Raw genomic sequence first — 23411 nt, 5'->3', positions numbered from 1 at the left:
TGGTGAATTGACGGTGATGAGCAGAGGGGGAGGGTGAGAACATGCGAAACGATGAGCGGCTGGCACAACAACATCGTCAGGTGGTGGAACTCGATGAATTTCTCATCCGTTTGCTTCGTGTGCAGCTGCATTCCATTGGATATAAGCCCGATGCAGCCGATTGCCGCGTGAAGGAAAATGTTTCGGAAATACGCGACCTGTATCGCAGGTGGCTGGAGCATACCGCATTCGTGCTGAAGGAGCAGCCTCCAACCGGCGCCGGGGATAGCGGGGAGCTGTGGAAGGAATGGGATCTCCGCATGCAGCAATGGCTTGCGGATGAGAACATGCGGGCGAAGGCGCTGCTGGCCGATACGATGCTGAAAGCTTTGCCGGACATTTTGACAGGCCGCCGGTCAGCAACGGACATCATGTTCCCGAATGCCTCGATGCGAATGGTGGAAGGCGTTTATAAACAAAATCTCATCGCAGACCACTTCAATGAAGTCGTCGCGGAACAAGCCGTGAAGCATGTGCAGCAAGTGATTGATAGCGGCCGAAGGCAGGGCTTGCGCATTTTGGAGATCGGGGCGGGTACCGGGGGTACTACCGAGATGCTTTTATCGCGGCTCAGCCCTCACGGCGCGCATATTCAGGAATATGGCTACACGGACATTTCAAAGTCCTTTCTAAGCTATGCCAAAACAAAATATAAAGAAAAGTATCCGTATCTTGCCTATCATATTTTAAACATTGAAGAACCAATCGCGGACCAGAATTTGGCTGCGGGCCAATACGATCTGGTTGTGGCAACGAACGTGCTGCATGCGACCCGCAACATAAGACAGACGCTTCGCAATGCAAAAGCGCTCCTGAAACGCAAGGGCGTTTTATTAATGAACGAAATAACCGAAAACTCCTTGTTCAACCATGTGACCTTCGGTTTGCTGAAAGGCTGGTGGCTGTACGAGGATGAGGAGGTGCGCCTGCCCGGCTGCCCAGCATTAAGCCCGGAGATGTGGAACGTGGTGCTGGAGCAGGAAGGGTTTGAATCGGTCGCTTATCCGGCGGCGGATGCCGATTTTTTGGGGCAGCAGGTCATTGCCGCCGTCAGTGACGGAATTGTGCGGCAAATGCGAAACGCTGCGCCGGGAGGCGCCGTTCAGGAAGCGGATCTTGTGGCGCCGAACGACCAAGCGAGCCAGGCTAAGCAGGCCGACCTGGCCAAGCAAGCTAGCCAAGCTGCCGCCGGCGAAGAAGGCGACAGCGCGAATCGTCTGTCGGACAAACAGTTCAGGCAAAAAGGCAGGGCGTATTTCAAAGCGCTGATCGGGGAAATTTTGGAGGTCGAGGCGGGCAGCATTGATGCCGGCGAAGCCTTGGAGATGTACGGCATGGACTCGATTTTAATTATTCAGCTAACTGATCGTTTGAACAAAGTGATGGATGAGCATGTGAGCAGTACGCTTTTCTTTGAATATTCGACGATTGACACTTTGGTGGACTACTTTATGCAAAATCGGCGGCAAGCGCTGATCGCGATGGTCGGGGATGGGGAAGCGGGGGCTGCCCCACCGGAGGATGCCAGAGATATCGAACAGCGCTCTGATGCGTCGATGATGAAGCGGTCAGTCGCTGTGACGGTCCGGCCGGCGGAATCCGCTTTCGGAAGCAAAGATATAGCGGTCATCGGTCTTGCGGGGCGATATGCCCAAGCCGATCATCTAGGCGAATTTTGGGAAAATTTAAAACGAGGCAAACACTGCATCACGGAAATTCCCGAAGCCCGCTGGAACTGGAGGGAGCACTATCATCCCGAGAAAGGCCGGAAAAGTTCGACATACAGCAAGTGGGGCGGATTCATCAGGGGGATCGATACATTCGATCCTTTGTTTTTTTACATTTCCCCTAAAGAAGCCGAGCAGATGGACCCGCAGGAGCGGCAGTTTTTGCAAATAGCCTATTCGAGCATAGAAGATGCGGGCTATAGCCCGGAGGCTTTGAGCTGTTCGCGCAAAGTCGGCGTGTTCGTCGGCATTATGAACGGCAATTATCCGACAGGTGCTTCTTACTGGTCTGTGGCGAACAGAGTATCCTACAGTTTAAATTTTACCGGTCCGAGCCTTGCGGTCGACACAGCTTGCTCCTCATCGCTGACGGCAATCCATCTGGCGCTGGAGAGCCTGTACAGCGGCAGCAGCGACTGCGCTATCGCCGGGGGAGTGAATTTGATCGTGGACCCGGTGCATTATGTGCGGTTGTCGGAAAAGACGATGCTGTCGGGTGGCGATCAGAACCGGGCGTTCGGCGATCGGGCGGACGGCTTTGTCGATGGCGAGGGAGTAGGGGCCGTCGTATTGAAGCCGCTGCCGCTCGCGGAAGCGGACGGCGATCACATTTACGGCGTCATTAAAGGCAGCGCGATTAACGCCGGAGGCAAGGTGAAGGGCTACACGGTTCCGAATCCGGGCAAACAGTCGCAAGTCGTGATGGAAGCCATTCAGCGGGCAGGGGTCGAGGCGCGGGCAATCAGCTATATAGAGGCGCACGGGACGGGAACGGCATTAGGCGATCCTATCGAAATTGAAGGACTGCGGAGAGCTTTTGAACACAATACGCAGGACAAACAGTTTTGTGCGATCGGTTCGGTCAAATCCAACATCGGCCACTGCGAAAGCGCGGCAGGGATAGCGGGCCTGAGCAAAATATTGCTGCAGATGAAACACGGCCAACTGGCGCCTTCCCTGCATGCTGAAGCGCTTAACCCGAATATCCGGTTCGGCGAGACGCCGTTTTACGTGCAGCAAGAGCTGACGGAGTGGAAACGGCCTGTCATCGAATGCGACGGAGTCTTCCGGGAGGTGCCGAGAACGGCCGGTATTTCTTCATTCGGGGCCGGAGGAGCCAATGCGCATGTGATCGTGGAAGAGTACATCCCGGATCGGGCAATGCTTCCTGCAAAGGCGGTATCGTCGGGAAAACCCCATATGATCGTGCTGTCCGCGCAAAATATGGACCGCCTTCGGGCGAAGGCTTCCCAACTGCTTCATGCTGTCGCAGCGGGAATTTACGCGGACGGCCAGCTAGGCGACATTGCCTATACGCTGCAGACGGGGCGGGTGGCAATGGAAGCCCGGCTTGCTTTTATCGCGTGTTCCGTGGAGGAGTTGAAAGAGCAATTAAACCGTTTTATTGCCGGGCATGCGGAGCAGGCGCAGCAGTTCTTCGGGGAAGTACAGAGCCGTAAAGAAGCGGTGGCCGAGCTGGCCGCAGACGAGGCCATGCAGGAGATGGTCGCAAGCTGGATCCGGGACAAGAAATATGCGCAGCTGCTGCAGATTTGGGTCAAAGGGTTCGAGATCGACTGGGATGCCTGTTACGGCAGCGATAGGCCGGGCCGCATCAGTTTGCCTGCTTATCCGTTCGCCCAAGAACGTTATTGGGTTCCAGTCCGTCAGGACAAAAAAGACGCGGACGAAGGGCATGCTGCGTCGTCGTCCGCGGATGGGTTTTTGCACCCGCTGCTGCATCGCAACACGTCGCATTTGCTGGAGCAGCGGTTCAGTTCCGTATTCGACGGCCGGGAGTTTTTCCTAAGCGATCATCGCGTCAATAACGTCCGCGTCCTGCCTGGGGCTGCTCAACTGGAAATGGCTCTAGCCGCTGTGATGCGGGCTGCGCCGCCGGACGGCGCAAATGCCGGCGTTGCGCTCACGAATATGGTGTGGGTACGCCCGGTTACGGTGGAGCAAGAGCCTGTTTCCGTGCATATTGGCCTGCATCTTAACCAAAACCGGGAAATCGACTTTGAGATTTATAGTGTTCCCGAACAAGGGGAAGAAACCGTTCTGTACAGCCAGGGGCGGGCAACGTTAACCGGAAAACCGGAAAGCAGACGCATCGATATATCTGCTGTCAAACCGTTATGCGACAAGGGAATGATGTCGTCTGAGGAATGTTACGCGGCTTTTGCGGAGATGGGACTGTTCTACGGCGAGAGGCACAGAGGCATTGAACGGCTTTATTTGGGCCGCAATCAGGTGCTGGCCAAGCTGGCGCTGCCCGCTTCCGTATCGGATACGCTGCAGGCGTACACGCTGCACCCGGTTCTCATCGATTCGGCATTCCAGGCGTCGCTTGGCTTGACTTTGGATTTGATGCAGCGGCCGCTTCTTCCGCTTCGGACGCCGCTGCCGTTTGCTTTGCAGCGGCTTGAAATGCCGGGCGGCTGTGCTCCCGTCATGTGGGCGCACGTTCAATACAGCGTTCCCCGCGGGGCAGAAGATGGCGTGATGAAGCTGGACATCGATTTGTGCGACGAGAGCGGCAACGTTTGCGTGCACATGCAAGGATTCACGACCCGGCTGTATTCAGCGGAGGGGGAAAGTTATGCACAGGCGCAGGCCTTAGCACAGGTGCGCGATTCCGTCGCGGAAGAGGCCGTTTCTTCGTCCGGTCCCCCGGCGGCGCGAGCGTTAATGCTAGCTCCGGTGTGGGAAGCTTTTGAAGCCGAGCACCGGCTCCAACGTCAAGATCCATTATCCGTGTCAACCGCCAAACCGTTATTCGTCGGCGGAAATGAAGACTTGCTTGAAACGCTGCGTGCCGCAGTTCCGGATGCAAGTGTGGCGCATATTCCCCACAACGCTTCGGTCGCACAAATAAAGGGAATATTGGAAGCGTTCGAGGGACGTATCCGGAACATCGTATGGGTGGCGTCAACCCCTGCCCACGCTGTTAAAGCGGGAGCGGAGCAGAGTACGGTTCGCCGCCAGGAGAGCGAGCTGATCCAAGTATTCAGACTGACGAAAAGCTTGCTTCAGCTTGGCTTCGGAAGCCGGGGGCTCGACTTGACCGCAATTACGTTCCAAGCGGAGGCCGTTTATCCCGATGACCGTGCCAATCCCGGGCAGGCGGCCGTGCACGGGTTCATGGGTTCGCTGGCCAAGGAATATCCAAATTGGAATATTCGCGTTGTCGATCTCGAAGCGGCGGAAGGATGCACGTTGCAGGATATATTGGCGCTGCCCCCCGATCCGCTGGGCAATGCTTATGTGTACCGCGAAGAGGAATGGTACAGGCAAGAGCTCGTTCCCGTAGAGTATGGGCCTTTACAGCATACCGTCTACCGGCGCGGCGGCGTTTATGTTGTAATCGGCGGCGCGGGCGGCATCGGCGAAGTATGGAGCGAATATATGATCCGTACTTATCAAGCCCGCATCGTCTGGATCGGCAGAAAAAACATGGATGCCGTTATTCAGGCGAAGCTGGACCGTTTGGCCGCTGCAGGTCCGCAGCCGGCCTATATCCAGGCAAACGCGGCGGACCTAAGCGAGTTGCAGCGGGCATATGAGCGGATCAGAGGGCAGTATTCCCGTATCGACGGTATCGTGCATTCGGCGCTTGTGCTGTCCGACCGCAGCGCTGCCAATATGGAGGAAGAGGAATTTCGGGCTGCGCTTGCCGCGAAGCTGGATGTGAGCGTGAATATGGCGCATGTGTTTAGAAATGAAGAGCCGGATTTTGTCCTTTTCTTCTCCTCCTTAAATTCATTTCTGAAGCTGCCCGGCCAAAGCAATTATGTGTCAGGCTGCACCTATGCGGACGCTTTCGCCCGCCAACTGTCACTGGAATGGCCTTGCCCGGTCAAAGTCATGAACTGGGGGTATTGGGGCAGCGTGGGCTCTGTGACGTCCGCGCAAATTCGTCATAGCATGGAGCAAAAAGGAATCGGTTCGATCGAGCCCGCTGAAGCCAATCAGGCGTTAGAGCAGCTTCTGGCAGGCCCGCTGGATCAAATTGTGATGATGAAGATCATAAAGCGGCCCGACTTGCCGGCGCTGAATGAGAGTAAGACGGTCACCGTATTTCGCTGAACGACACATTTTACCCAACGGCAAAAGGAGTGACTTCGCATGGAAAACACCCGGCGCCTGGATTCGGTTCAAGAGCAACTGGAGCAGCTGGACAGTATAAACCGGCTGCTCGTGAAATTGATGTGGGCCCAGTTGCATCGGTTAGGATGCTTTGCACCGCATTTTGCGCTGAACAGCGGAACAAAAGCGTTTTATTCCAAGTGGTTGCACGAAAGTTTGAACATCCTGCGCGACCATCGGCATTCGCTGCCTGTGAACGATGCAAATGCCGATGCGGAGACAGCGTCTTCCTTCATCCAAGAGGCGTGGAAGGAATGGGATAGCAAGCTGCCGGAATGGCTGGCCCATCGTGATCTCAAAGCGCATGTGCGGCTGGCGGACAAAATGGTGCGCCATTTGCCGGATATTCTTGGCGGAAACAGGCTGGCGACGGAAACGATGTTCCCTGAGTCGTCCATGGAGCTGGTCGAAGGTGTCTATAAGCATAACGCGATCGCGGATTATTTTAACGAGACGCTGGCGAAAGAAGCGGCGAATTACGTGCACAACCAGGCGCAGAGCGCAAGGGAAATGCGGATTCTGGAAATCGGGGCCGGCACGGGCGGCACAAGCGAAGTCGTATTTCAATATTTGCAGCCTTTGCAGCAGTTCGTCCGGGAATATTGCTATACCGACATTTCCAAGGCGTTTCTCATGCACGCGGAACAGACATACGGTCCCCGGGTCCCTTATTTAGGGTACAAAATAGCAGATTTGAGCTTTCCCTTCACAGAACAGGGACTTGAAGCAGGCGCATACGATTTGGTCATCGCCAGCAATGTGCTGCATTCGACGCGGGATATCAGACATGCACTGCGCATCGTCAAAACGGTCATGAAGAAGAACGGGCTGCTGCTGTTGAATGAGATTACAGACAAAACGGTCATCAACCATTTGACTTTCGGGTTGCTGGAAGGCTGGTGGCAGTATGAAGACAAGAGGCTGCGCGTACCCGGCTCCCCGGCGCTGTCTGCGGAATCGTGGAGGAAAGCGCTGCAGCGGGAAGGGTTTCATTCCATCGCTTATCCGGCTATTGAGGCTGCCCATTACAAACAACAGATTATTGCCGCCAGAAGCGACGGGGTCGTCATCCAGTCCGTTACTTCCGGCAGCAAGTCGGTGGAAGCATCGTCTCCTGCAGCGCCGCAGCGGAAATATGCAGATGTGAACAAGTCGCTTTCTTCAGATGCCCATGTGGAGCCTGAAGCGGCCTCCGATCGAACGGCGGCAGATGATGAGGTGCAGACAAGCGGCATAGCGCCGGTTCCAATAGCGGTGACCGACCAAATGATCGAGGAACACGTAAGATCGGCCATCCGCGAGAGCATCGCCGGCGATCTGAAAATCGACGAAGGCCGCATCCAAAATGACCGCAGCTTTTCCGAATACGGCATAGATTCGATTATCGCCGTTCACTTGGTGAATCTTATCAATAAGAAATGCGGACTGACGCTGCAAACGACAGTTGTGTTCGATTATAACAATGTGGATCAACTGGTGCGGCATATTATACGGGAGCATCATTCTGCGATTAAGACGCTGCTGTACAGCGTTAAGGCGGAGGCCTCCCGTACAGAGCAAGCGGCGGGGGTGTCTGGCGGGGCGCTCGAAACAACGTCCTCCGGGGAGAGGCATTCCGTTACCGCTGCCCCCCGTGAAAGGGAGCGGATTGCTTCGGCTGCGCCAGAGCGGCGCGACGCTCTCCGAAGCGCGGTAGCCACGGCACCGGGGCGGCATGAAGCCCGCATGTTTCACAGAGCGGTCATCGAGGGGCCGTCAGCGGATTGCGATGTGCAGATCCGTCAGGCCGAGGCACCGACGCTTCACGAAGACGAGGTGCGCATCGCCGTTCGCGCATTTTCTTTAAATTTTGGCGATTTATTATGCGTGAAGGGACTATACCCAACGATGCCGCCCTATCCGTTTACACCAGGATTCGAGGCCGGGGGAATCGTCGTTGAGACGGGAACGGCCGTGACCTCCGTCCGCTGCGGCGATGAAGTGATCTTTTATGCCGGAGAGCATATGGGCGGGCATGCGTCTGCCATAACATGTCATGAGTCTCAAGTATTTCCGAAGCCGCAAGGACTGTCTTTCGAGGAAGCTTGTTCTTTGCCTGTGGTGGCGATGACCGCCATCGCCGCGTTCCGCAGGGCGGGAGTGAAAAAAGGCGAGCGCGTGCTCATTCAAACCGCTGCAGGCGGTGTCGGTCTCATTGCGGTGCAATTGGCCAAGCATTACGGTGCGGTCATCTATGCAACGGCGGGTAAGCAGGCCAAACTCGAGCATTTGCGGCAGATGGGGGTAGACTATGCCATCAACTACGTGGAGAGTGATTTTGAACAGGAAATCAAACGGCTGACGGAAGGAGAGGGCATTGACGTCATTCTGAATACGCTGGCCGGAGAGGCGCTGCAAAAAGGATTGAACTGTTTGGCTCGAGGTGGCAGATATATCGAAATTGCGATGACGGCTTTGAAAAACGCCAAAACGGTCGATTTATCCGGGCTGAACCACAACCAGTCGTTTTACAGTATCGATTTAAGAAAGCTGGGGTTCGAAGATCCGGAACTGCTTCGATCGTACCGGAATGAAATGCTCCGGCTCGTTGAAGAAGGCGTTATACGGCCGCACGTTGGGAAGGTGTTTTCGTTTGACCAACTGAACGAGGCTTATCGCTTCATGGAACGCAGAGAGCATATAGGAAAAATCGCAGTCACGATTCCGGAGCCGCTCCGCTTCCCGTCCGCAACGGCATTGGCGGCATCAGCGCCATCCGCATCGGCGGCATTAGCCGCATTCCACGGCAGCCGGCCGGCACACATGAACACGAAGGAGCCGGTGGCCATCGTCGGGATGAGCGGCCGCTTCGCGCGCTCGGGCCATGTCAATGAATTATGGGAGCACTTGGAAAAAGGCGCGGATTTGATTCAGGAAGTGTCGCGGTGGGATCTTTCCAAATATTTTCCCGACGGTTCAGGTTACTGCAATTACGGCAGCTTTTTGGAGGATATCAGCACATTCGATCCGCTCTTTTTCAATATTTCGGGTCAGGAAGCGAGTTATATGGACCCGCAGCAAAGAATTTTTCTTGAGGAATCGTGGAAGGCGCTCGAAGATGCCGGGTATGCGGGAGCCGGCATGCAGGGACGGCGCTGCGGCGTTTACGTAGGTTGTACGGGAACGGACTATCGGCACATTCCAGGCGACAATCCGCCGCCGCAATCGTTTTGGGGCAAGGCGGGGTCGATCATCCCCGCACGGATTGCTTATTATTTGGATCTTCACGGTCCGGCCATTGCAGTGGATACCGCCTGCTCCAGCTCGTTGGCTGCCGTTCATCTGGCTTGTCAGGCGCTGTGGTCTAACGAGATCGACATGGCACTGGCGGGAGGCGTGTTTATTCAATCTACGCCACAGTTCTACATCGACTCGAACCGGGCGGGCATGCTGTCGCTCCATGGCCGCTGTCACACGTTCGATGACCGCGCGGATGGGTTCGTGCCCGGTGAAGGGGCGGGGGCGGTCGTATTGAAACGCCTGAAGGATGCTTTGGCCGACGGGGATCAGATCTATGGGGTTATCCGCGGCACAGGCATGAATCAGGACGGCGCGACGAACGGCATTACCGCACCGAGCGCCAAGTCGCAAACTCGCCTGGAACAGGAAGTGTATGACACGTTCCGGATCGATCCGGCGGACATTCAAATGGTGGAAGCGCACGGCACAGGCACCAAACTGGGCGATCCGATTGAATTTCAGGCTTTGACTAGCGCCTTCTCATGTTATACCGGCAAGTCGTCCTACTGCGCGATCGGCTCCATCAAAACGAATCTCGGGCATTTGGCCACGGCGGCCGGCATTGCCGGTTTGATCAAAATATTGCTTTCTTTGAAAAACAAGCGCATTCCGGCATCGCTGCACATGCAGAACGGAAATCCAAACATTGCGTTTGAAGGAAGTCCGTTTTACGTGAACACGACAACAAAAGACTGGGAAGCGGAAGAGGGGAAGCTTCGCCTCGCTGCGATCAGCTCTTTCGGCTTTAGCGGGACCAATGTGCATATGGTCATTGAAGAAGCGCCTCAGCCGGGCAGGCGCAAACGCGATCCACGACCGGGCTATCTGATCGCATTGTCTGCGCGGACAGAACACCAGCTGCGCCAGCAGGCGGTTTTGCTCGCTGAGCATTGCGGCCGGCAGCCCGCGGATTGCGGAGATATGAGCTACACGCTGTTAACGGGCCGGCAGCATCTAGGCCACCGCTTGGCCTGTATCGTACGCAGCCGGGAAGAGTTGGCGGCGCGTTTGAACAGCTGGCTGGAGAAAGGGAAGGCGCCGCAGCTGTATACGTCTGCCGTGAACCGCAACGAGCTTCGAGAACAGACTGCGCTGAAGCGTTATGCCGACGAGTGCATCCGAAAATGCAGCCAAGCGGGCAACGCAGTCGATTACTTGGAGAACTTGTCTGCTGTGGCGGAATTATTCATACAAGGGTATGAATTGCGTTTTGAAGAATTGTTCCCCGCAGGAGCGTACCGGCGAATTTCGCTGCCGACCTATCCGTTCGCAAGGGACAGCTACTGGGTTCCGCCGAGCGCGGACAGCGGCATTGATGTGCGGGCCGAGAGGGAAGCGGACCAGAACGTCCGCCTTCACCCATTGTTGCATGTCAATACATCGGATTTATCCGAGCAGCGTTACAGCTCGTTTTTTACCGGAGAAGAGTTTTTTCTGGCCGACCATATTGTACAAGGGGAAAAAGTGCTGCCGGGCGTAGCGCATTTGGAGTGGGCGCGGGCAGCTGTTGAACACGCGGCGGGCGGTGTGGACGAGGCTCACATGATTCAACTGAAAAATGTCGTGTGGACAACTCCGCTCGGCGTAAGCGAAACCGATGTGCCGGTCCATATCGGCGTATATCCTACAGATAACGGCGATTTAGCCTTTGAGATCTACCGGGAAACGGATGACGAGGGGCAGCGTCTGATCTACAGTCAAGGCGTTGCGGTCCTATGCGAGCGAAATGAAGCGCCACAGGAGGACCTTCCTGCGCTGCGGGCAGAGTGCAGCCCGAGCCAAGTGACGGCGGAAGCTTTCTACGACGTCACGAGAGAGGCGGGGATTGCCATCGGCGACAGTCTGCGCGGGATCGAGACCGTGCTTTTGGGAAGAGAGATCGTGCTGGCCAAGCTGTCGCTGCCTCCCTGCATCTCCATAGCGGAAGGGAAGTATGTCCTTCATCCGAGCATGATGGATGCCGCTCTGCAAGCGGCGATCGGATATTTGGTCGGTACGGCTGTTGATCAAGCGGAAGCCCGCAAGCCTGTACTGCCGTTTGCTCTGCAAAATCTGCAAGCGTATCGCCCCTGCACGGCGAGGATGTGGGCTATCGCCCGGTACAGCGAGGGCCGCTCGGCTTCCGATAAGGTGGATAAACTCGATATCGACTTGTGTGACGACGACGGGAACGTTTGTATGCGCATGACGGGCTTTACACCGCGGGCACTGGAGCGGCGCACCCTTCAGGACGGCGGGGAGGTCGGGCAGTCGATCGTGCTGGTGCCTGGGTGGCGCGAGAAAGAGGCGGATAAGGAAGCTGTAGAACAAATCTACGACCGGCATTTCGTGTTATTGTCCGATCCTTTCGCGCGTTGGGCCGACCGGATTCGTGCGGACATCCGCGATGCCGATTGTACGGCGCTGCGGGCGGATTCGCTTAATGGCGCTGCGGCCGGGTCAGAGCCGAATCTTATCGCCCGGCGATTTCTTGACGCCTCGGTTCAACTGCTTGAAGCTATTCAACACGCAATCCGCAGCGGCTCGAAAGAACGGGTGCTGATCCAGGTCGTCGTCCCGAATCACGGGCGGGACCGGCTCTTGGCGGGACTGTCGGGGCTACTGCAAACAGCGAGACTGGAACACCCAAGGCTGAACGGGCAAGTCATTGAAACGGACGTCGATGAAGGGGCTTCCGCGCTAATCGCCAAGCTGACGGAGAACAGGAACGGTGCGCCGGAGCGTCTGATCCGCTATGCGAACGGGAAGCGGTATGTGCGCGCATGGAAGGAGACGGAGGTCTCCGCAGCACCGGCAGCCGTCCCCTGGAGAGATAAGGGGACCTATTTCATTAGCGGCGGACTCGGCGGACTGGGATTTATTTTCGCCCGGGAAATCGCGCATCAAGTGAAGGGCGCCACGATTATTTTAAACGGCCGCTCGCCGTTGGGTGCGGAGCAGCAGGCAAAACTGAGGTCGCTGGAGATCGGCGGAAACCGGATTCATTACCGCGCAGCGGACATCTCCGATCGGCAAGCCGTTAGCTTGCTGATGCAGGAAATTCAGGCCGACTTTGGCGGTCTGAACGGAATCATTCATAGCGCAGGAATTGTCAACGACCGCATGCTTCTTTCAAAGTCGGCGGAAGAGATGCAGGAGGTTTTTGCTCCGAAAGTAGACGGAACGATGCTGCTGGACGAAGCAAGCGCAGCGATGAAGCTTGATTTTTTCCTTTTATTCTCTTCGTTGGCAGGCGTGCTGGGAAATCCGGGTCAGGGCGATTATGCGGCGGCAAATGCTTTTATGGACGAGTTCGCACGGCATCGCAATGAACAGGTGGCCGCCCGCGAGCGCAGCGGCTATACGGTGGCGCTAAATTGGCCGCTCTGGAAGGACGGCGGCATGAAGGTGAGTGGTCCGGCGGAGAAGATGATGCGGAGGCAGCTCGGCATGATGCCGATGGAGTCGGACGAGGGGATGCGTTCATTCCGTCAGGCTGTCGCTAGCGGGAGCAGCCAGGCAGTCGTATTCCACGGGCAAATGGCCCGCCTGACGTCCAAATTGATGCCCAGCGGGCCGATTCCGGCGGTTGCGGCGCGAGAGATGGCAGACGCAAACGCCGGCAAAAATACGCAGCGAATTGACGCTGCCGGAATTGTTGTCAGTCCGCTGTCCGTCAACTTGCAGGAAGCTCTAATACAAATCGTATCCCGGATGCTGAAGGTGAACAGAAGCGATCTGTATCCGGATGTCGAGTTCGGCGAATACGGCTTCGATTCCATCTCGTTTACCGAATTCGCGAACAGACTGAATGAGCAGTATAAGCTCGAGCTCACGCCTACCGTCTTCTTCGAGCATTCCACGATCCGGGCGCTTGCGGACTATTTGGCGGCTTCGCATGAACAGCAGCTAAGTCGCGTATTTACCATGTCCGCTGCCGGGCAGCATGCTTTGACGCATGACAAGGCGGAGGAAACAAAAGGGGCCTTCATTGCCGATTCCGATCGCCGATCCTTCCGGCAGCAGGACGTTATGGTCGGCCGAGCTCGTTTTCGCGCTACCCCTAATGATGCGGCACGCGAACAAGAGCGGGCTGCCGTCGAGCCAATTGCCATTATCGGAATGAGCGGCAAATTTCCGATGGCGGACAATGTCAACGAGCTATGGACGAATTTGAAGGAAGGGAAAGATTGCATTTCGGAAATTCCACCGGACCGTTGGGATTGGCGTGCGTATTACGGGGACCCGGAGCAGGAGGCGAACAAAACCAACATTAAATGGGGCGGATTTATGGATGGGGTTGCCGACTTCGATCCGATGTTTTTCGGCATATCGCCGCGCGAAGCCGACCTGATGGACCCCCAGCAGCGTTTGCTGATGATGTATGTCTGGAAGGCGATCGAAGATGCCGGGTATTCCCCGCAATGCTTGTCCGGCAGCAGGATGGGCCTGTTCGTCGGAACGGCAAGCAGCGGTTACAACGGCCTGTTATCGGCCACGAACAACGTCATCGAAGGATACTCGTCCACGGGTCACGTGTCCTCGGTTGGCCCGAACCGGATGAGCTATTTTCTCAATGTGAACGGACCGAGCGAACCGATCGAGACAGCTTGCTCCAGCTCGTTGGTGGCGCTGCACAGAGCGGTTCTGGCGATTCGTGGCGGCGACTGCGACACCGCGGTCGTCGGCGGGGTGAACACCATCCTGGATCCGAGCTATCATATTAGCTTCAACAAAGCCGGCATGCTGAGCGAGGACGGCCGCTGCAAGACGTTTTCGGATCGGGTCGACGGGTACGTCCGCGGCGAAGGTGTCGGGATGATTTTCCTGAAAAAACTTCGGGATGCAGAGCGTGACGGCGATCATATTTACGGCCTTGTGCGAAGTACGGGCGAGAACCACGGCGGAAGAGCAACCTCGCTGACGGCCCCCAATCCGAGAGCGCAGGCCGATTTGATTAAATCCGTGTATGCGAAGGTGGAGATTGATCCCGCAACCGTCACTTATATCGAGGCGCACGGCACGGGCACGCCGCTTGGCGATCCGATTGAAATTAACGGGCTGAAGACCGCCTTTGCGGAACTGAGGCAGCTGCCGGATTCCCCACCGGGCGCTGTATGCGGGCTTGGCTCCATTAAGACGAATATCGGCCATCTGGAGCTTGCGGCGGGCATCGCCGGCGTAATCAAGGTTTTGCTGCAATTGCAGCATAAAACGCTGGTTAAGACGGTGCATTTTGACAAGTTAAACCCGTACATTCGATTGGAGAACAGTCCTTTCTATATTGTGAACGAAAATAAGGAATGGCCGGCTTTGCGGGATTCCCGAGGCAAGGAGCTGCCGAGGCGGGCCGGGATAAGCTCCTTCGGATTCGGCGGCGTGAACGCTCACGTGCTGATAGAGGAATATATCCCCAGCTCTGCCTCGGAGACCGAATGGAGCGCATCCCCGGACGGCCCCGCTCTCATCGTGCTGTCGGCAAAAACCGAGCAGCGGCTGCTGGAGCAGGCAAGACAGCTTTTGGACGATCTGCAAAAACGGAAGTATCCGGATGATCGATTGGGGAGCATCGCCTATACGCTTCAAGTGGGCAGACTGGAGATGGAAGAACGACTCGGTCTGATTGCCGCTTCGATTCACGAACTTAAAGAGAAGCTTAGGGGATATATCGAACAGAAGCTGGACATGGGAGGTATTTACAGAGGTCAAGTGAAACGCAATAAGGAAGCGCTGTCCGCTCTCGCGCAAGATGAGGACGTGCAGGAAGCGGTGCAGCGGTGGATACGGAAGAAAAAGTTCGCCAAACTGCTCGAGCTTTGGGTCAAGGGCCTTCATGTCGACTGGTCCGGATTGTACGAAGGCCGCAAACCGCAGCGGATGAGTCTGCCGACGTATCCGTTTGCCAAGGAGCGCTACTGGGCGCCGCAAGCAAGGTGGTCGGCCGCTGCCGGGCCGCTGCCGCCGCAGACCGCTTTTCTGCATCCGCTGCTGCATCGCAATACGTCCACACTGTCCGGACAGCGGTTTACGTCCACATTTGGCGGCAGCGAATTTTTTCTGGTTGATCATGTGGTTCGGGGCCGCAAAATGCTGCCCGGGGTCGCCTATCTTGAAATGGCGCGAGCCGCCGTGGAGCAGGCAGCTGAATCGGGAATGCGAGAGCACGTAACTGTGAGGCTGCGAGACGTCGTTTGGGCCAGCCCGGTTACCGTTCATGAGGAACGGGAGCAGGGGAACGTGCAGGTTCATCTCGGACTGTATCCGGAAGAGAGCGGAGAGCTGCGTTATGAAATCTACGGCTCGGAAGGCCTAGAGGGTGATCACGCAGTTCTATATAACCAGGGGACCGCTGTTCTGCAAGAGCGGCGCGGAGGAGGCGCTATCGATATTACGGCCTTACTGGCGGCGTGCAATCTCAACACGTTGGGAGCGGAACAGTGCTATCGGATATTGGCAGAGGCAGAGTTGAATTACGGGCAAGGCTATCGGGGAATTGAAAATGTTCATGTCGGAAATAATCAGGCTCTCGCGCAGATCGCTCTGCCGATAGCCGTATCTTCGACTGCGAATGAGTATGTGCTTCATCCGAGTTTATTGGACTCCGCCGTGCAGGCCTGCATCGGACTGCAGGCATTCGGGGGCGAAGCGGTCGCTCCGTTTGCGCTTGACGAGATGGAAATCTACGGTTCATGTATGCCGCGAATGTGGGCATGGGTGCGGCGGTCAAATGCGACGATGCCCGGAAGTTCTGTGGAAAAGCTGGACATCGATCTATGCGACGAGCAAGGCCGACTTTGCTTGCAAATGAAAGGACTAGCCGTCCTGCGGACAGACGAGGGAAGCCATGACGACGGGAGAAGCGTCCGTACCGTACACGGGCAGACAAGGGGGAAGGATTCGCAGACCAAAGCGGATACCGGGCTTTTTTCTCCGCAGGAAACCGGGGCATTGCTGCAATACCCGGTGTGGGATGCGGTCCCTTTCGAGCGAAGCGCCTTGGCTCCGGCCCCGCACGACAAGACGGTTTTCGTCGGGGGTACGGAGGAGCAACTGCTCGCCATCCGGCAGCTCTACCCGGACGTACAATCGATTCGGACCGACGGTGTGATCGATACGGAGGAGCTTACAACTTTGCTGGATCGGTACGGCCCGATCGATCATCTGATTTGGGCGGCACCTTCGGCATGGGATTGCGCTCTTATTGGCGAACAAACGCTGGAGCAGCAGCAGCATGGGCTCAACCAACTGTTCAGGGTAATAAAATCTTTGACCCGTCTTGGCTATGACACAAGGGAACTGGGGATGACCGTCATCACGAACCGGACGCAGCCAATACATCGTTCCGATCCGATTCACCCGGTACATGCAGGAATTCAAGGGCTGGCCGGCGCGCTGGCCAAAGAAATGCCGCACTGGAGCATCCGTCATGCGGATGTGGAGGGAGAAGCGGATTTGCCCGTTCATGAACTGTTTGCGCTGCCTGCCGATCCTGAAGGAAACACATGGGCCTATCGGGGACGGGAATGGTACCGGCAAAAACTGATTACCGTTCAGCAACCCGGTCTGCCGGCGAAATGCTGCAAAGATGGGGGTGTATACGTTGTCGTCGGCGGCGCCGGGGGCATCGGCGAAGTATGGAGCGAATACATGCTCCGCACCTATAACGCCAGGCTCATATGGATCGGCAGACGAGCTTTGGATGAGCGCATCCAGACGAAGCTGGATAGAATGGCGACGATCGGCCTCCCGCCGCTGTACTTGTCGGCCGATGCTTCCGACTACAAAAGTTTGAAGCAAGCGTATGACGTGATCAAACGGACTTATCCGGCGATCAACGGCGTGATCCACTCGGCGGTCGGGGTGATGGACGAGAGCCTGACCCATATGACGGAAGAACGCTTTAGGGCCGGATTATCCGCCAAAATCGACGTCAGTATCCGCATCGCGCAAGTTTTCGCCAACGAACCGCTCGATTTTATGATGTACTTCTCATCGATGAGTTCGTTCAGCAAGCCGCTTGGACAAAGTGGTTATGCGGCAGGTTGTACGTTTGCGGACGCTTTCGCCCACGAAACTGGCCGGGTACTACCGTTTCCCGTCAAGGTTATAAATTGGGGATATTGGGGCGATATCGGAATTGCCGGAATGGTACCTGCCGCATTCAAACAGCGGCTCATCCGGTCAGGAATCGGGTTCATTGAGCCGGATGAAGCGATGCAGGCTCTGGAGATTTTGCTTGGCAGCTCCGTAAACCGGATGGCCTTCATCCGCACAACGATGCCGAATGCAATGGCGGGAGTTTGCCGGGACGACGTGCTGCTCGCGGTTCCCTGCGTTCAGGAAGTGCCTGCGGAGAATTTGTGGCAGCGGATGCCTGCTCCAGCTTCCTTCGTACAGCAGTTGAAGCTGGAAGAAAGCCGCTTTTCCCAAGAGCTCGACAGCATGCTTCTTGCCATCATGGGCGGACAGCTTCAAGCCAGCGGACTTTTGACAGACAGCGCACAGCTGCTGGGGAATTACGGTTGCTGGCTGGACGAAAGCAAATCCGTACTGGCGCGGCATCGTTGGACCGATCGCCCTTCTCCATCGCTGGACGCCGTCTGGAGCGAGTGGGAGGAGCGGAAACAGGCATGGATGCAGGAGCGTAATCTGAAAGCGCAAGTGCAATTGGCGGACGCGATGCTGCGTCACTTGCCCGACATCTTGACAGGGAAAATTCCGGCGACGGACATCATGTTCCCCGACTCCTCCATGCAGCTCGTAGAGGACGTGTACAAGCATAACGCCGTGGCAGATTATTTCAACGGCATACTCGCCGACACCGCTGCCGCTTATGTGGAAGAACGGCTCCAGCGGAATCCGCACGCCCAAATTCGCATTCTTGAGGCAGGTGCCGGAACGGGGGGAACCAGCGCCATGGTTCTGGACAAGCTGAAGCCTTATGCCGGGCATATTGCGGAATATGCCTATACCGATCTGTCGAGAAGTTTTTTGCTGCACGGCGAACAAAATTACGGTGCAGAAAATCATTACATGAAATGCCGGATTTTCGACGTGGAGAAATCGCCGGCCGAGCAGTCACTGGACATCGGCGGCTACGATCTGGTGATCGCTGCGAATGTGCTGCATGCGACCCGCAGCATCCGCCGGACTTTGCGCCATGTCAAAGCGCTGCTGAAGGGGAACGGGCTGCTGCTATTAAATGAACTGACGCACAGCTCTCTGTTTAGCCATCTTACTTTCGGCCTGCTGGAAGGCTGGTGGCGCTACGAAGATGAGCAGGTGCGCATTCCGGGCTCCCCGGTGCTTGATGCGGAGCACTGGCGGACCGTGCTGGAGCATGCCGGATTCGGGTCCGTGCTGTACCCGGCCGCATCGGCCGCAAGCCTGGGTCAACAGATCATTGCCGCGAAGAGCGACGGGATGGTCCGCCTGCCCGTTGCAGCGGCTGTGCCCGGTATGCCGGACGCGGCCGAGAGCGAAGACGCCCCGGCCACCGGGAATCATCGCGGGTTTTCCGGCCAGAATGGTCCGGAAGCGGAGAAGCAAAGCCTTCGCAAGAGAAGCACCCTTTATTTCCGACGATTGGTCGGAGAAGTTGTCAAAATCCCGTATGAGCAAATTGACGAGAACGAGCCGCTGGAAGCATACGGAATCGACTCTATTCTGATCGTTCAACTGACGAACAGGCTGCGCAAGCATTTCAGCGATGTCAGCAGCACTTTGTTTTTCGAATATCGGACTCTCGCGGCATTGATCGGTTATTTCTTGGACCGGCACAAAGAGGAGCTTATTGCGCTCCTGGGACATGGCGAAACGGAACCGGCGGCCGCAGAGCAAGCGGAGCGGAAGCAGCCCGCTTCGAGCCGGCAGCGAAACGATCCGGCGCAGCGGACATGGCGGCAGCCGCTTCTGCGAACAGCTCCGCAGCCCTTGCCAGATGCCGGCCCGGCTTGTGCGCCGCAACCGATCGCGGTCATCGGGATGAGCGGACGTTATCCGCAAGCGAGCAATCTGGAGCAATTTTGGGACAATTTAGTGCAAGGCAAAGACTGCATCACCGAAATTCCGGAAGAGCGGTGGCCATTGGCAGACTTCTATGTGCCGGATCGAAAAACAGCGGTTTCTCAAGGGAAGAGCTACAGCAAATGGGGCGGATTCGTGGACGGTTTCGCCAGCTTTGACCCGCTGTTCTTCCATATGTCACCGAGGGAAGCCATGGATACAGATCCGCAAGAGCGGCTATTCCTTCAGTCCGTATGGGAAGCCCTCGAAGATGCCGGCTATTCCACCGAACTGTTCGCCGGGCAGCACAAAGGCAAAGTAGGGGTGTTCGCCGGCATTACAAAAACAGGCTTCAGCCTGTACGGCCCGGGATTATGGCAGCAAGGGAGCGAGCTGTTTCCGACGACATCTTTCGGCTCCGTGGCGAACCGGGTGTCCTATTTGCTGAATCTTCACGGCCCGAGCATGCCTGTGGATACGATGTGTTCTTCATCGCTGACGGCCATCCATGAAGCTTGCGAAAGCTTGCGCAGCGGGGCATGCGAAGCTGCGATTGTGGGCGGGGTGAATCTGTATCTGCATCCTTCCAATTATGTTGGCTTATGCGCAAAGCGCATGCTGGCATCGAACGGTAAATGCAAAAGCTTCGCACAAGACGCGGACGGGTTTGTGCCAGGGGAAGGCGTCGGCGTTTTTATTTTGAAGCCTTTGTCGAAAGCGGTTCAAGATCGGGATCCGATCCATGCCGTGATTCGCGGAACAGGCATTAATCACGGCGGCAAAACGAACGGATATACAGTGCCCAATCCGGCGGCGCAAGCAGAGCTCATCCGCGAAACGATGGACAAGGCGGGGGTTCACGCCCGTTCCGTCAGCTATATTGAAGCTCATGGCACGGGAACGAGTCTCGGTGATCCGATCGAGATCGCCGGGCTGACGCAGGCGTTTCGCAAGGAGACGAGCGAGACCGGGTATTGCGCAATCGGCTCGGTAAAAAGCAATATCGGTCATCTGGAGTCGGCCGCAGGCATCGCCGGTCTGACCAAAGTCATTCTCCAAATGAAGCATGGAACGATCGCACCAAGCCTGCACGCGCGGGAGCTGAATAGCGAAATCCGCTTTGGCCAAACGCCGTTTGTTGTCCAGCAGAAAGCCGCGGAATGGAAGAGACCGGTGATCGAAATCGGCGGCTCCAGGCAGGAGGTTCCCAGAATCGCCGGCATCTCTTCATTCGGCGCCGGCGGTGCGAACGCTCACGTCATTGTCGAAGAGTACACGGTTCAGCATGAAGCAGGCAGCGATTCCCGGCCAATCGGTCCCGAGCATCCTGCCGTTATTGTGTTGTCCGCGCGGAATGGAGACAGGCTTCTGGCGCGGGCCAAGCAGCTCCTTGCGTTCATCCGCCGTCAGGAAATAGAGGATACGCAGTTGGCCGATGTGGCCTACACTTTGCAGGTCGGCCGCGAAGTTATGGAAGACCGGCTGGCGTTTACCGCCAGCTCGGTGGAGGAACTGGTCCGAAAGCTGGAAGCCATCGTTGCGAATGGAGCGCAAAATTTTCCTGACGACATCTACACAGGACAGGTTAAGCGTCTGTCTGACGCTCTCTCTCTCTTTGTTTCCGAAGAAGAGATGCGCGAAACGGTCTTGACCGCGCTTGAGCGCAAAATGTACGCCGATCTGTTACAGATGTGGGTAAAGGGCGTGCCGGTTGACTGGGACAAGATGTATGGGGACATCAAACCTCGCAGAATCCATTTGCCTGCTTACCCTTTCGCCGGCGAAGCCTATTGGCTGCCGCCGGCTGACGTGAAGCGGCCCATGCCGGCAACGGAAGCGGTGCATATATACGGCCCACTTCATCCGCTTCTGCACCGGAATACGTCGAATTTGGCGGAACAACGATTCACCTCGACGTTTACGGGGCAGGAGTTTTTTCTGGCGGACCATATCGTCAAAGGGCGCAAAGTGCTGCCCGGGGTTGCCTACCTGGAGATGGCCCGCGCAGCCGTAAAACAGGCGGCGGCAAAGCAGCCTAGCGGACAGAACGTCCTATCGCTTCGGAATATCGTGTGGGCAAGCCCTATCTGTGTGACGAGCGGGGAAACGACCGTTCACATCAGACTGTACGAGGATGACAGGAACGAAATCCGGTACGAAATCTATACCGGGGAAGCCGCGCATGACGGAGGCATGGACACAGAGGTAATTCATGGTCAAGGAAGAGCAGTTCTTCAGGAAGAAGCTTGCGGCCCGCTCCGGCTTGATCTCTCCGCCATCCAGGCGTCTTGTACGCGCGAACTGAATTCGGAAGAGTGCTACGCGGCTTTTGCCAAGATGGGACTTGCATACGGGGCAGCTCTGCAAGGCATCGAAGTTTTATATACAGGTCAAGATCGGGTGCTTGCCAGATTGTCCCTGCCTTCCGATGCGGCGGATTCGTTGGCTTCTTACGTGCTGCATCCCAGTTTGCTGGACGCTGCGCTGCAGTCTTCCATCGGCCTTGCGATCGGCGCCCAGTCCCGTTCGCTGCACATGGTTCAACCGATGGTGCCGTACGCGCTGGAGCAAGCGGATGTGCTTCACCCGTGCGCTTCGCAGATGTGGGCGTATATCCGCTACAGCGAGAACTGCGGCCCGCAGGACCGCGTGCAGAAGCTTGACCTTGATGTGTGCGATGACGAAGGACGCGTATGCGTACGGCTTAAAGGGTTTACCGCCAAAAGCTGGAGGGACGACCTTTCTGTGGAACAGGAAGCCGTTGTCCATGATACGCTCCTTCTGGTTCCCGAATGGCAGGAGCAGGAGGAGGAAATCGTTCCGCAGCTTTTGTTCAGCAGCCATATCGTCATGCTGTGCGAGCCTTGGAGCGACAGCGCCATACACGATCGCATTTCGAGGGAGATGGACCCGGCCTTGTGCCTCCGGCTGAATGCCGATAACCGCCAGCGCGTTCCGGGAGGCGAAAGCATAGAACGCGGCTTTTCATTCGCCGTGTCTCAAGCTTTCGGGCAGATTCAGCGCGTACTGAAGTCCAGGCCGGAAGGGCCTGTATTGATTCAGTTGCTCACCGCCGGTCAAGGGCAATGCGAGCTGTATTCGGCTTTATCCGCGCTGCTGAAAACCGCCGAACTGGAAAATCCGCGAGTGATTGTGCAAATCATCGAATCGGAGCCGGGCGAAGAAGCTTCACCGCTAATTCGAAAACTGACGCAAAACAAATCAAGCGCCGGAGACACCTATATCCGCTATGATCGGGGCAAACGATATACGGAGACGTGGAATGAACTGGACGAACCGGGGTCCCCGGAAACAGTTTGGAAGGATGGGGGGATTTACTTAATCACCGGCGGCATGGGCGGACTAGGTTATGAGACGGCTCAACACATCGCCCGCTGCGCGAACCGTCCGACCTTAATCGTTACCGGCAGATCCCCATTGGACCGAACGCGCGAGCGGCAGTTGCATCAGCTTGAGTCCATGAGCGCCAAAGTGGTTTACAGGCAATCCGACGTATCCGATCTGGAAGCCGTAAAGGAACTCATGCGCGATATTCGCCGGCAATTCGGGGGCCTGAACGGAATTATCCACAGCGCGGGCATAATTCGCGACAGCTTCATGATCAATAAACCGCTGCATGACATCGATCAGGTTCTGGCTCCGAAAGTAGCGGGCACCGTTTATTTGGACGAAGCGAGCCGGGAGTTTGAACTCGATTTTTTTGTGCTGTTTTCTTCATTGTCGGGAATCGTCGGCAATACGGGCCAGGCGGATTATGCTGCGGCCAACGCTTTTATGGATCGATATGCGAAGTACAGGAACGCACTGGCGGCGGCTGGCGAGCGCCACGGCCATACGTTGTCCATCAACTGGCCTCTTTGGGAAGATGGCGGCATGCAGATGGATGAGCGGGCGCGCAACAAAATGAAGCAGCTATCCGGTATGACTCCCATGGACCGTGAAACCGGCATGAAGGCGCTCGATCTGGCGCTTGCTCTGAGGGAGCCGCAAGTTGCGGTCATGCACGGCGATGTCGGCAAAATCAGAAGCTTCATGGGACTGACCGGACGCGCCGACTTGAATGCCGCGAATGCCGATACATCCGCGCAGCCGGACCGGGAGACAATTTGGCGCGAGCTTGTTGAAAAAGTCAGAAGCGGTGAATGCTCGTTGGAACAATTTACCGACCCCGAAGAGCTGGAGAAGCTGTTGGCTACACTTATTCAATAGCGA

The 23411-nt window shown here is 56.6% G+C and carries 2 protein-coding genes and 2 pseudogenes; all 4 read left to right on the top strand.

The annotated features are described in order from the left end of the window. Positions 1-41: 41 nt before the first annotated feature. Positions 42-1025, top strand: a pseudogene (locus QMG93_RS35335) (class I SAM-dependent methyltransferase); the annotation flags it as partial. Positions 1026-1292: 267 nt separating this feature from the next. Next, a pseudogene (locus tag QMG93_RS35330) lies at positions 1293-3788 on the top strand (beta-ketoacyl synthase N-terminal-like domain-containing protein); the annotation flags it as partial. A 129-nt stretch (positions 3789-3917) separates the two neighbouring features. Then, entirely contained in the window at positions 3918-5855 is a 1938-nt protein-coding gene (locus QMG93_RS35325; RefSeq protein ID WP_413789258.1) for an SDR family oxidoreductase, read from the top strand. 39 nt (positions 5856-5894) lie between these two features. Further along, positions 5895-23408 (top strand): SDR family NAD(P)-dependent oxidoreductase, encoded by a 17514-nt coding sequence (locus QMG93_RS02400; RefSeq protein WP_281933300.1) that lies wholly within the window; start codon positions 5895-5897, stop codon positions 23406-23408. The last annotated feature ends 3 nt before the right edge of the window (positions 23409-23411 follow it).

Source organism: Paenibacillus tyrphae, from assembly GCF_027925525.1.
GTDB lineage: Bacteria > Bacillota > Bacilli > Paenibacillales > NBRC-103111 > Paenibacillus_G > Paenibacillus_G tyrfis_B.
The sequence above is the reverse complement of the archived record's forward strand: the minus strand, read 5'-3'. Positions and strand labels throughout refer to the sequence as shown.